We start from the raw sequence: 12,055 nt of genomic DNA, 5'->3' as shown, positions 1-12,055 counted from the left end.
CACTACAGACTGTAGGGTGATGGGGCTCCTACACGCTGTAGGGGCAGAGGGGTGGACGATGGCCGGCAGTACGAACGCCATGCTCGTCGGGGCGCGACGCGGCCGGGCCGGGGACATGTCCGACGGCACCCGAGGCGCCCGCGCCACAGGCCCCCTCGCCGCCGTGGCGGCCGCCTTCACGCTCGCCCAGCTCCTCATCGTGCACCCCGGGATGGGCCTCGGCTGGGACGAGACGGTGTACGTCAGCCAGTACAGCTCACAGGCCCCGGCGGCCTACTTCAGCGCCCCCCGCGCCCGTGGCATCTCGCTGCTCGTGGCGCCGATCTCCGCCTGGTCGTCGTCCACCGCACTGCTGCGGATCTACCTCGCCCTGCTGTCCGGCCTCGCCCTGTTCCTGGCGCTGCGCGCATGGCGAGGGCTTTTCCCGGTCCGTGTACTGGCCCTGGCGGGCGGCCTGTTCGCCTCGCTCTGGGTGACGCTCTTCTACGGCCCACAGGCCATGCCCAACTACTGGGTCGCCGTCGGCGCACTCGCCGCTGCCGCCTGCTTCCTGCGCGCCCGCGCCGACTTCCGCGACCGCGCCGCCCTGTGGGGCCTGGCCGCGAGCGGGGCGCTGATGGCGTGGATGCGGCCCACCGACGCGGTGTGGGCGACCTTGCCCCTGCTCGCCCTCGCGCTGTACCGCCGGCTCTGGCGGCCGCTCGCCTTCTTGCTGACCGGGCTCGTGTCCGGGGCCGCGGAGTGGGTGATCGAGGCGTACGTCGGTTACGGCGGCCTCGCGCAGCGGCTCTCGGACGGCTCCGCGATCCAGGGCGGCCTCGGCTGGCACGTCGCCGTCGCAGACCAACTGCGCAGCCTGGGCGGGCGGGCCCTGTGCCGCCCGTGCACGGGAGCCATGCCTGCCCCCGTGGTCACCGTCTGGTGGCTCGTCCTGCCCCTGTTCGCCGTGTTCGGCCTGGTCGTCGCCGTCCGGGCCCGCCGCACCGCCGTCACCCTCGTGCCGCTGGCCTGCGGCGCCACCGCCGCGTTCCCGTACCTGTTCATGATCGGATACGCGGCACCCCGCTTCCTGCTGCCCGCCTACGCCCTGCTCGCCCTCCCCGTCGCCGCCGCCCTCGTCCACCTGGTGACCGCGCCCGGCCGAGCCTGGCGACCGGTGGCCTTGACCCTGGTCGCGCTCGGTCTCGCCGGTCATCTGGCGGTGCAGTACGCCGTCCTGGAGCACACCGTCGACCGGACCACGCAGACCCGTCGCGGCTGGGCCCGCACCGCCGCCGAACTGCACCACCTGGGCGTCGGCCCGCCCTGCCTCGTCACCGGGCACGATGCGATCCCCATCGCGTTCTACGCCGGCTGCTCCTCCGCCGCGACCGCGGGCCACAACGCCAACAGCACGGCGGCGGTCATCGCCGGGACCGCACGCCGTATGCCCGTGGCCACACTCGTCACCACGGGCAAGCGCCCGCCCGCCTACGCCCGCGACTGGCAGTTCGTGCCCCTGGGCGCGCTCCGCATCTACTACGCCGGTCCGGCAGCCGGCTCATGACCTCCTCGACGAGCATCGCGCCCGCACTCGTCCGCCGACGGGCCTACTGGCAGGCCGCCGCCTGTCTCGCCGTCCTGATGTGCGCGGCCTACCTGGCACTGCGGCACTGGCCCGCGCTCCACACCGGGGCCCTGCGGCTGGCCGTCGCCGACCAGGGGTGGCTGCTGGTGGGCGCCACGGCCGCGGCCGCGACCTGGGTGTCCTCGGCGCTCGCCCAGCAGGGCGCGGTCACCCGGCCACTGCCCGGCGGACGTCTGGTTGCCGCCCAGTTCGCCGCCTCGGCCGCCAACCACGTCCTGCCCGCCGGTCTCGGAGCGGGCGCGGTCAACGTGCGGTTCCTGATGCGCTGCGGACTTCCGGCGGGCCGCTCGGCCAGCGCCCTCGCGGTCAAGGCGACGGCCGGTGCGGTGGCCCGCGGCGCCCTGATCGCGGCGCTCGCACCGGCGTGCCCCGGCCTGCTGCGCATCCCGCACATCCCCCCGGCCGCGCTCGTCGCCGTACCCGCCGCGGCCGCCCTCGTGGTCCTCCTGCTCAACAGCCCGCTGTGGCCCCGGTGCCGGTGCGCCCTGGCGGCCGTACTCGCCGACATCCGCGCCGTGCACGCCGATCCGCGGCGCGCGGCCGCGCTGTGGGGCGGCTCGCTGGCCTTCGTCGCCCTGCACTCCCTGGTGCTGATCGCGGTCACCCGGGCCGTCGCCCTCCCGCTGCCCCCGGTCCGGGTGGCGCTGCTGTACCTCGCCGCCAGCAGTGCCGCCGCCCTGCTGCCCACCCCGGGCGGCCTCGGCTCCCTCGACGCGGCGCTCGCCCTCGCGCTCACCTCCTCAGGAGCCCCCGGCGCGACGGCAGCGTCCGTGGTGCTCGGCTACCGCCTCCTGACCGTCTGGCTGCCCCTGCTCCCGGGCCTGCTGGTGCTCGCCCTGCTGATCCGACGCAAGTCGCTGTAGCCCTCAGTCGCCGGAGTTTCCGCCCTTTCCGTGCTTGCCCCTGCCGTGCCCGCCGTTGCCCTGGTCGCCCTTCTGATCCCCTCCTTGCGGCTCCGTGGGGGACGGGGCGGCTGATGTCGCCGCGGCGCTCGGGGTCTCGTCGACAGGTGCGGACTTGACGGTCACCGGGGTGGGCGAAGTCGGCGACGACGGGCCGTCGTCGCCCGAACCGAGCGATGCGCCGAAGGCGACGGCCACGCCGAACACCGCGATGGCCGCACCGCCCAGAACGGCCCGCGAGGACAGTACCCGTGAGCCGCGCTGCCGGGAGTGCGGGGTGTCGGCGACAGCGGTCTGCGGGGGCACGGAGGACGGGACGATCGGAACGGGCATGGCAGCGGTGTCGGCCGGTTCCATGGCGGACGGCTTCCAGTCCTGCGTGGCAAGCCAGTTGGCCGCCTGCCCCGCGGTCGGCCGGTGGGCCGGATCCTTGGCGAGCAGGTGCAGCAGATACTCGGAGAGCAGCGGGGGTATCTCCGGGCGCAGTTGGGCCGGAGCCGGGGGCTGGACGTCGACGTGCTGCTGCACCACGGCCAGCGAGGTCGAGCCGCGGAACGGGGGCCGGCCGGTGAGCAGTTCATACAGCACGCAGCCGAGCGAGTAGACGTCGGAGGCGGGCTGCGCCGGGCGTCCCAGGGCGCGCTCGGGGGCCAGATAGTCGGCGGTGCCGAGGACCTTGCCGGTGGCGGTGAGCGTGCTGCCGGCGTCGCCGGTGAAGCGGGCGATCCCGAAGTCGGTGATCTTCGCGGCGCGACCGGAGGTCAGCATGACGTTGGCGGGCTTGATGTCCCGGTGGATCACTCCCTCGCGGTGCGCCGCGGACAGGCCCGCGGCCACCTGCGCCGCGACGGCGGCCGCCTCCTTCGGGTCCAGGGTGCCGCGCAGCGACCGCTCCTGGGCCAGGCTCCAGCCGTCGACGAGCTCCATGACCAGGTACAGCTGACCGTCGTGGGCGCCGAAGTCGTACACGCCCACCACGTTGGGGTGGTTGAGGCGGCCCGCGATCTGCGCCTCCATCCGGAACCGCTCGGTGTCCGTCGCCTCTTCCGCCCGCAGGAGCTTGACCGCGACGAGGCGTCCGAGGACCTGGTCGGCAGACCGCCACACCTCGCCCATCGCGCCGCGTCCCAGTAGCTCTTCCAGCTCGTAGCGGTCCGCCAGCAGCACGTGTGCACCCACCCCGACTTACGACAACACCTGAACACCGCAGACCCGAATTATCACCGTTAAAGATCATTTGGGCGCGGCGTGCCCAGGTTACCCGGGCCGTCAAGCCGCCCGTATCCGGGCCCGAAGTTCGCGCCGGGCAGGCAGACGACGGGGGGACGCCTGCCTGCCCGGCGCGTGGTCACTCGTCCATTCGGGGGGAGCGAGCACCACGGCCCCCTCAGGCCATTTCGTACAGCGCAGCGGCCCGCCCCGGTGTCACACCCCGGGCCGCGCCGCGCAACGTCACACAGGGCGTGATCGTCCTCGACGCCCCGGATCCCGGGGCGTGTGCTCCTCCGGCGGCGCATCGGCCGTGTCCCGGTGGGTGGTCAGGTCCTCGATGAGCCCCGCGGGGAGCCACCAGGCCGCCGCGCACACACAGACCCCGAGCCAGCCCACGGCGAACAGCCAGCCGCCCAGTACGTCGGTGAACCAGTGCACGCCGAGAAAGACCCGGGTCAGCCCGACCAGTGCGCCCCAGCAGCCCACGGCGAGGCAGATCGGTGTCCGGCCGCGCGGGGCGCGCATCCATATCGCGAGGATCATCAACCCGGCCGTGACGGCCGCCGTGGTGGCATGCCCGGACGGGAACGCCCAGTCCGAGGCGTGCGTCTGCCAGTCGGCCATCGGCGGGCGGGCCCTGGCGACCAGTTCCATCACGCCGTACCGAACGGCCTGGGCGGCACCGAGGCAGGCGGCACCCAGCAGCGCCGCGACCAGCCGCCGGCGCGGCGTGCGGCCCACGAACAGGCCGGCCGACACCACCAGCGCGTACGGGATGATCCCCGTCCCCGCGGCCGTCACCCCACGGGCCAACGCCACCGCGACGTCCGGCCGATGGGCGAGCGACCAGGAGAGCAGATCCCCGTCCGGGAACAGCGGAGCCCCGTGGCCGCCGACCACGACCATGGTCAGCACCACGAACGCCGTCCAGGCACCGAGCCCGACGCTGCCCGCGAGTTCCGCGACGCCCTTGCGGTTCATGACACCGCCGGCGTCAACCCGGCGTCCGCCGAGCCCTGGAACGCAAGAATCATCCGCGGGCCTCCTTGGCGGCCTTGCGGGAGCGCAGCACCTCGGCGACGAGCGGGAGCAGCGAGACCACCACGATCAGCGCGATCACCGGCAGCAGGTACTTGTCGATGCCGGTGATCGAGGAGCCGAGCGCATACCCGGCGAGGGTCAGCCCGATGCTCCACACGAGCCCGCCGGTCACCTGCCACACGGTGAAGGTCCGGGCGGGCACGCCGAGCGCCCCGGCCATCGGGTTCAGCACCGTCCGCACCACCGGCACGAAGCGGGCCAGCACGATCGCCTTCGCGTGGCCGTACCGCTCCAGCAGTTCCTCGGCGCGTTGCGCGCCCTCGTGCAGCCGGGCCGAGCGGCTGCGTGTGAGCAGGGCTCCGCCCGCCTTGCGGCCCAGCAGATACCCGCACTGCGAGCCGGCCAGCGCGCCCACCGCCGCCGCGACCAGCAGCGGCGCCAGCGACAGCTTCAGGCCCCGGTCGGCCGTGCCGGCACACAGCAGACCCGCCGTGAACAGCAGCGAGTCGCCGGGCAGGAAGAAACCGATCAGCAGCCCCGTCTCGGCGAACATCACCACGCCGACGCCCAGCACGCCGAAGGCGGCCAGCAGCGAGTGGGCGTCCAGCACATTGACGGCGAGCTGCGACGACAGGTGTGGGGGAGTGGTCATCGTCGCCGGCCCTCCGCTTTCGTCTCGTTCGGCAACAGGTCAGTCCTGACTACATTTTTGTAGACGGTCTACGTAACTGTAGACGACCGTCCGAGGTGGATCGTTCCCCTATGGGTTCCCCATGGATTCCCCGTCGGCTCCCGGGCTTTGCCCGCACATTGCCGCTTCATGACCGAGTGGCTACATGGGTGTAGTCATGATGGTCGGCGGAGGTAAGGCATGCCTTCACTAAGTCGGGGGGGTGCAGGGCATGTGGGACGACGCGTTTCCGAGTTTCCTCATCGGGCTGAGGGAGGGACTCGAAGCCGGACTCATCGTTTCCATCCTGGTGGCCACCCTGGTGCGGGCCGATGCCGGAAAACGGCTGCCGCAGGTGTGGACGGGTGTTCTGGCCGCCGTCGCCCTGGCGATGAGCTTCGGCGCTGTCCTCACGTTCACCGCGGCCTCCCTGTCCGCCACCGCCCAGGAGGCGTTCGGCGGGACCCTCAGCGTGATCGCCGTCGCGTTCGTCACCGCCATGGTGTTCTGGATGCGCCGTTCGGCCCGCAGCCTCTCGGGGGACATCAGGGAGAAGGTGACGGGCGCGCTGGCCATGGGCTCGGGCGTGCTGATCCTCACGTCGTTCCTCGCGGTCGGCCGCGAAGGCCTGGAGACCGCCCTGTTCCTGTGGACCACGGCCCGTGCGGCCGGTGAGTCCGCGGGCCCGCTGACCGGCGCCGGAATCGGGCTCGTTCTCGCGGCGGTCCTGTGCTGGGGCCTGTACCGGCGGGTCCTGAAGATCAACCTCTCGAAGTTCTTCACCGCGACCGGCGCCGTCCTCATCGTCATCGCGGCCGGCGTCCTCGGCTACGGTCTGCGCGACCTCCAGGAGGGCGGGGTGCTGCCCGGGAAGGCCTCGTACGCCGTCGACCTCGGCGGCAGCGTGGACGCCGGCTCCTGGTACAGCACCCTGGTGCAGGGCGTGTTCAACCTGACTCCGACCATGACCTGGCTCCAGGTGGTCGGGTACGTCGGCTATCTCGCCGTGGTGATGACCCTGTTCGTGCGCGGGGTGACCGCGCCGACGCCCAGGCCGGCCGCCGCGCCCGACGCCGCAGGGGCCATCACGGCCGCGCCCGTCGCCGACGCCGCCGAACGTGCGGCCGCCGCGGCCGAGCGCGCCGCCCACGCGGCGGAACGCGCCGCCGCCGCGGCCGAACGGGCCGCCGCCCGGGCCGAGGGCGCCACACCAGCGACCGAGCCCGCCGGCACCGTGTCCGAGTCGACTCCCGTGCCCGAGTCGACTCCCGCGTCCTCCGCTGTCGAGTTCCGCTCCGACGCCGTAGAGCCCGTGTCCTTCGCTGTCGAGTCCCGCTCCGACGCCGAAGAGCCCGCCCCGGAGCCGAGGGCCACCCCCACGGCCCGCCGCCGTCCCGCCTGGGTCGTTCCCGTTGCCGTCGTCGCCGTCCCCGCAGTGGTGGCCGGCATGGTCGTCGCCCTCGCCCGGCCCAAGCCGGCCGGCGCCCAGACCGTCGCCGTGTCCGAGAGCGAGTGCGGCAAGGGATTCACCGCGCCCGAGCCCGGACGGCAGACCTTCCAGATGCACAACACCGGCGGCAAGACCGCCGAGGTGTACCTGATCGACCCGGCCACCGACGCGGTGTACGGCGAGATCGAGGGCCTGGCCCCCGGCACCACCCGGGACCTGGTCGCCACCGTCGCGGGCGGCACATACGCCTGGCGCTGCGTTCCCACGAGCGGCAGGGCCGTCACCTCCAAGGCCGTCACCGTCAGCGGCACAGGAGCCGCCGGGGCGGTCGTACCGGTGTCGGAGAACGACCTGGCGGCGCCCCTGAAGGCGTACAAGGAGTACGTCGAACAGGGCCTGGCCACGCTCGTCACCCAGACCGGCACGCTGAACGACGACATCAAGGGCGACCACCTCGACCAGGCCCGCACCGACTGGCTGACCGCGCACCGCACCTACGCCTCCCTAGGCGCCGCCTACGGCACCTTCGAGGACTTCGACCAGCAGATCAACGGCAGGCCCGACGGCCTGGCGGGCGGCGTGCGGGACCAGGACTTCACCGGCTTCCACCGCATCGAGTACGGGCTGTGGCACGGACAGTCCGCGGACGAGCTCAAGGCGCCCGCGCAGCAGCTCCTCGACGCGGTGAACGGACTCCAGAAGGCCTTCCCCACCCAGGAGTTCGCCCCGGGCGACCTGCCCCTGCGCGCCCACGAGATCCTGGAGAACACGCTCCAGTTCGAACTCACCGGGGACACCGACCAGGGCAGCGGAACCGGACTCGCCACCGCCGACGCCAACCTCGCCGGTACCCGCGAACTGCTCACCGTGCTCCGGCCGCTGCTGACCCCCTGCGCCCCGAAGCTGCTCCCCACGGTCGACGCGGACATCGCCCGGCTCCAGAAGCTCCTGGACGCGGCACACCACGGTGATCGGTGGACCCCCGTCGGTCAACTCGACGCCGCCGCCCGGGAGCGCGTCAACGGCGTCACCGGCCGGCTCCTCGAAGACCTCGCCCCGGTGCCGGACCTCCTGGAGATCAGGAAGTCGGCCTGATGGGCACCGAGCACGGCAACACCCCCAGCACGTACGAAGAAGGGAACCCCCCGATGTCCTCTGCCGAGACCCCGGCCCACCCGGTCGGCACCGGCCGCCGCTCCTTCGTGCGGAGCGCGCTCGGCGCCGGGGCCGCGGGCGCGGTCCTGGCCGGCGGAGGATTCGCACTCGGCCAGACGGGCGGCACGGCCGAGGCGCAGGCCGCCGACGCCACCCGCACCACGAAGGTGCCCTTCCACGGCGCGCACCAGGCCGGAATCGTCACCCCGGCGCCCGCCGCGGCCACGTTCGTCTCGCTCGACGTCATCGCCGACAGCCGCGCCGAACTCACCGACCTGCTGCGGACGATCACCGAGCGGGCCCGGTTCCTCACCGCCGGCGGCACCCCTTCGGACCTGGGCGTCGGCGCCCCTCCCTCCGACAGCGGCATCCTCGGCCCCGAGGTCCCCTCCGACGCGCTGACGGTCACCGTCGGCGTCGGCGCCTCCCTCTTCGACGACCGCTACGGCCTGGCCAAGGCACGGCCCGCCCGGCTGACGCCGATGCGCACCTTCCCGAACGACAGGCTGAACGCGGCCGAGTGCCACGGCGACCTGTCGTTGCAGCTGTGCGCCAACAGCCAGGACACCGTGTTGCACGCGCTGCGCGACATCGCCCGGCACACCCGGGGCGGCATGCAGATCAAGTGGCGTATCGACGGCTTCCAGAACGCCCCGCGCCCGACCGGGGCCCAGCGCAATCTGCTCGGCTTCAAGGACGGCATCGCCAACCCGGACGTCACTTCGGCGCGCGAGACCGACCGTCTGATCTGGGTGGGCGACGGGCAGGGCGAGCCGGCCTGGGCGGCCGGCGGCAGCTACCAGGTGATCCGGATCATCCGGATGCTGGTCGAGTTCTGGGACCGGGTCTCCCTGACCGAGCAGGAGAAGATGTTCGGCCGCCGCAAGGACACCGGCGCCCCGCTGGACGGCGCGAAGGAGACCGACGTCCCCCAGTACGCCAAGGACCCGCACGGCACGGCGATCCCCCTCGACGCGCACATCCGCCGGGCCAACCCGCGCACCGCGAAGACGGACGGTTCACGCATCCTGCGCCGCGGCTACAACTACGACCGGGGTGTCGACAGCGTCGGCAACCTCGACATGGGCTTGGCCTTCTGCTGCTACCAGCAGGACGTCAGGCGGCAGTTCGAAGCCACCCAGACCAGGCTGATCGACGAACCCCTCGTCGACTACATCTCCCCGACGGGCGGCGGCTACTTCTTCGCGCTGCCCGGCGTCAGGGATGCCAAGGACTGGCTGGGCAGGGCCCTGATGGAGGCCTGACTTCTCCGGTCCTGGGCGCTTTTCCGGTCCGTGGCGAAGCCCTGTCCGCACATTTACCGGCCATTACTGCATATTGGTTGCAGGTGCTGAAGGATAGCGCAAGGCTGTGGACGGCAGCCGCCCCTGATTCCGCTCCGCCCTCCCCGCACGGCCCGAGGCGAAGCGCTCGGTCCGGCACCGCGTCCGCAACTCGATGACGCGGCAGGAGTGGATCAGGGTCGGCATCACCCGCGCAGCCGCAAGTCACCCCGCCACTTCACCAGTTGCTTCTCCGGATCCCCGGTGAACGACCACGGAGTACGCGTCACCCGGCGGCCCTGCATACGCAGCAGCGCGGCCGCGATGTCGTTCGTTCCCGCCAGACAGGCCGCATGGGTCAGGTAGTTCAGGTCGCGCAGCTCGCCCGGGGCGACGGGGGTGTCCCCGCGGCCCGTGATCCAGCGCTGCCAGGTGCGGCGTACGTCGCTGACGGCGCCGTCGTGGCTCCAGTGCTGGCCCATCGCCACCGCGGAGCGCTGCCCCTGCGCGCCGTCGAGGACGTACCGGAACTCCTCGACCCGGGCGTACTGCACCAGCACCGGCAGCGCGCAGCCGGCCGGCGCGACCCCGGCCGCGTCGCGGGCGAAGTCGTACATGAGGCCATGGGTGCCGTGCCAGCGTGCGGAGTAGTAGTGCAGCACCTGGAGGTGGCCCTCCACGCTGTACTGGTCGCGTCGGTGCAACTCGTCCCACCAGCGCGCCAGTTCCTGCCGGCGCACCCCTGCCGGATACAGGCGGGCCACCGAGATCAGCGAGATCCAGGGCGTGGGGTCCTCCGGCCATGCCTCGGTGGCCTGCAGACAGGTCAGCACGGCGGTGTCGATACGGTCCCGGTCGATCGGCACCCCCCGGCCCGCGGAGATGGCCAGTGTGAAGGCCCTGGCCGTCTCCGTGGCCGCCCGCAGCACCAGCGCGTCGGCGCTGCGGGGCTCGGCGGCCAGCCAGGACTCCACCGTCGAACTCCCCGCGCAGGCCTGGGCGAGCTGCCGGATCCGGTGTCCCCGGGAGAGCCAGTCGGTGCCGGTGGCCCGCAGCAGTTCCCGCAGGCCCTGCCAGCGGCCGATCACGATGTCGTGGCGTGCCGAGCTGAGGGGCGAGTCCCCGCAGTCGGGATCGAAGTCGGGCGTGAAGCGGTCTCGCGCCATCGGGTTCTCCCTCAGAAGTCGGTGGGGAGACCCTCGTAGGCGCCGGCCCGCGCGGCCGTGCGGTCGTCCGGGACGTAGTCGGCCTCGACCGTGCGCGTCGCGTCGAGCCTGGCGGGCCGGTAGTAGTCGCTGCCCTGCTTCCAGTACCAGAGCATCGGGATCAGTCCGACGGCCAGACCGCCGAGGCCGATCGCGATCGCCGCGCCGCTCAGCTCGCCCAGGGATTCGACGAAGATCCAGAACATGAACAGGGCGCCGAACAGCGGCCACAGCCCGCCGAGGACGAAGTTGCCCACGGACTTCAGCAGCATCTTGCGGTAGGCGACGACCACCGCGAGACCCGCGAGACCGTAGTAGACGGCGATCTGCAGACCGATCGCCGAGATGGCGTCGGAGAGGATGTCGCCCACCGTGCCCAGGGCGTTGGAGGCGATGAACATCACCAGCGCCACGCCGCCGACCACGGTGATGGCGACCCAGGGCGTGTTCCAGGTGCGGTGCACCCGGCCCAGCGCGGACGGCATCGTACGGTCGCGGCCCATCGCGAACAGCGAGCGCGTGACCTGGATGAGCGTGGTCTCCAGCGTGGCGATGGTGGACAGCATCACGGCGACGATCAGCAGCTTGCCGCCCCAGCCGGGCCACACCTCCTCGCCGAGCACGGCCAGCACGTTGGCGTCGTTCTCCTCGATCTGCTTCGAGGACAGGATCACGTTCACCGCGATCGTGAACACCTCGAACAGCAGGAAGACCACGCCCACGCCGATCAGGCCCGCGAGCCCGGTCGTACGACGGCTGTCGCGGGTCTCCTCGCTGAGGTTGCTGGTGACGTCCCAGCCCCAGTAGTAGAACGCGGCGATCAGCGCGCCCGAGGCGAACCCGGCCATCCCGTCGAAGTGGGAGAAGCCGAGCCAGGACCAGTCGAAGGCGCGGGCGTCGCCGGTGTGGAAGAGCGCCAGCACCGCGAACAGGCCCAGAACGACCAGTTCGACGCCGGACATCAGCAGCTGCGCGCGGACGGTGAGCCGGGCGCCGCCGAGCACCACGCCCAGCATGATCAGGAACCAGGCCGCACCGATCACCGTCGACAGGGCCGTGTTGTCGGCGAGGTTCGAGTCGAACAGCGCGAGTGTCATCGAACCGGCGGGCAGCGAACCGGCCACCATGAAGATGGTCGCGGAGACCACCAGCGCCCAGCCGCTGACGAAGCCCAGGAACGGGTGCAGGGTGCGGCCCACCCAGGAGTAACTGGCGCCCGCGTTCACATCGATCCGGCCGAGGTAGCTGAACGCCAGCGCGATGCCCAGCATGGGTATCGCGCAGTACAGCAGGGCCGCCGGACTGGCCAGGCCCACCGTGCCGACCAGTACCGCCGTGGTCGCGGCCAGCGAGTACGCCGGTGCGCTGCCCGCGACGGCCATGACCACGGTGTCGAACGTACCGAGGGCATTGGCCTGCAGCCCTCTGCCCCTGTTGTTGCTCATGGATGTGCTGCTTTCCGGTTGTGCACGCGCACGGACGGGCCGGCCCGCGGCGCACGGGTGGGGGG

Annotated in this window: 9 protein-coding genes; 4 read left to right on the top strand and 5 right to left on the bottom strand. The window is 72.4% G+C overall.

Going from position 1 to position 12,055, the window contains the following annotated elements:
- The first annotated feature begins 58 nt into the window (after positions 1-58).
- Positions 59-1,546: a hypothetical protein gene (locus ACFY1J_RS11890; protein ID WP_390731150.1), complete on the top strand. Its 1,488-nt coding sequence runs from the start codon at positions 59-61 to the stop codon at positions 1,544-1,546.
- Positions 1,543-2,490, top strand: a complete 948-nt coding sequence (locus ACFY1J_RS11885; RefSeq protein WP_390705958.1) for a lysylphosphatidylglycerol synthase domain-containing protein — start codon at positions 1,543-1,545, stop codon at positions 2,488-2,490. The genes ACFY1J_RS11890 and ACFY1J_RS11885 overlap by 4 nt, the downstream gene beginning before the upstream one ends.
- Positions 2,491-2,493: 3 nt before the next feature.
- On the opposite strand, the gene ACFY1J_RS11880 is transcribed toward ACFY1J_RS11885, so the two are convergent.
- The 3 genes from ACFY1J_RS11880 to ACFY1J_RS11870 form a co-directional block, all read right to left on the bottom strand.
- Positions 2,494-3,708: a serine/threonine-protein kinase gene (locus tag ACFY1J_RS11880; RefSeq protein WP_390731149.1), complete on the bottom strand. Its 1,215-nt coding sequence runs from the start codon at positions 3,706-3,708 to the stop codon at positions 2,494-2,496.
- 273 nt (positions 3,709-3,981) lie between these two features.
- Positions 3,982-4,722 carry a phosphatase PAP2 family protein gene (locus ACFY1J_RS11875; RefSeq protein WP_390705960.1) on the bottom strand — a complete coding sequence of 247 codons (741 nt, stop codon included), beginning with the start codon at positions 4,720-4,722 and terminating at the stop codon, positions 3,982-3,984.
- 49 nt (positions 4,723-4,771) lie between these two features.
- Positions 4,772-5,434, bottom strand: coding sequence for a DedA family protein (locus ACFY1J_RS11870; RefSeq protein ID WP_390705961.1), 663 nt, complete (start codon positions 5,432-5,434; stop codon positions 4,772-4,774).
- A 250-nt stretch (positions 5,435-5,684) separates the two neighbouring features.
- On the opposite strand from ACFY1J_RS11870, the gene efeU reads away from it, so the two are divergent.
- Positions 5,685-7,997, top strand: a complete 2,313-nt coding sequence (efeU, locus tag ACFY1J_RS11865) for an iron uptake transporter permease EfeU (protein ID WP_390731148.1) — start codon at positions 5,685-5,687, stop codon at positions 7,995-7,997.
- Between the two features lie 53 nt (positions 7,998-8,050).
- Positions 8,051-9,322: an iron uptake transporter deferrochelatase/peroxidase subunit gene (gene efeB, locus ACFY1J_RS11860; protein WP_390705962.1), complete on the top strand. Its 1,272-nt coding sequence runs from the start codon at positions 8,051-8,053 to the stop codon at positions 9,320-9,322.
- A gap of 224 nt (positions 9,323-9,546) precedes the next feature.
- Here the strand turns inward: efeB and ACFY1J_RS11855 are convergent, their stop codons facing one another.
- On the bottom strand, positions 9,547-10,506 hold the full coding sequence (locus tag ACFY1J_RS11855) for a hypothetical protein (protein ID WP_390705963.1): 960 nt from the start codon (positions 10,504-10,506) through the stop codon (positions 9,547-9,549).
- Between the two features lie 11 nt (positions 10,507-10,517).
- Positions 10,518-11,990, bottom strand: coding sequence for an APC family permease (locus ACFY1J_RS11850; protein ID WP_390705964.1), 1,473 nt, complete (start codon positions 11,988-11,990; stop codon positions 10,518-10,520).
- Positions 11,991-12,055 lie beyond the last annotated feature (65 nt).

The organism is Streptomyces sp. NPDC001406 (assembly GCF_042895285.1).
Taxonomy (GTDB): Bacteria; Actinomycetota; Actinomycetes; order Streptomycetales; family Streptomycetaceae; genus Streptomyces.
This window is presented reverse-complemented; position numbering and strand designations above follow the sequence as displayed.

What these genes read in the sequence shown, in the direction of transcription:
- ACFY1J_RS11890 (WP_390731150.1), top strand. Translation starts at nt 59, where the DNA reads ATGGCCGGCAGTACGAACGCCATGCTCGTCGGGGCGCGACGCGGCCGG.
- ACFY1J_RS11885 (WP_390705958.1), top strand. Translation starts at nt 1,543, where the DNA reads ATGACCTCCTCGACGAGCATCGCGCCCGCACTCGTCCGCCGACGGGCC.
- ACFY1J_RS11875 (WP_390705960.1), bottom strand. Translation starts at nt 4,722, where the DNA reads ATGAACCGCAAGGGCGTCGCGGAACTCGCGGGCAGCGTCGGGCTCGGT.
- ACFY1J_RS11870 (WP_390705961.1), bottom strand. Translation starts at nt 5,434, where the DNA reads ATGACCACTCCCCCACACCTGTCGTCGCAGCTCGCCGTCAATGTGCTG.
- efeU (WP_390731148.1), top strand. Translation starts at nt 5,685, where the DNA reads ATGTGGGACGACGCGTTTCCGAGTTTCCTCATCGGGCTGAGGGAGGGA.
- efeB (WP_390705962.1), top strand. Translation starts at nt 8,051, where the DNA reads ATGTCCTCTGCCGAGACCCCGGCCCACCCGGTCGGCACCGGCCGCCGC.
- ACFY1J_RS11855 (WP_390705963.1), bottom strand. Translation starts at nt 10,506, where the DNA reads ATGGCGCGAGACCGCTTCACGCCCGACTTCGATCCCGACTGCGGGGAC.
- ACFY1J_RS11850 (WP_390705964.1), bottom strand. Translation starts at nt 11,990, where the DNA reads ATGAGCAACAACAGGGGCAGAGGGCTGCAGGCCAATGCCCTCGGTACG.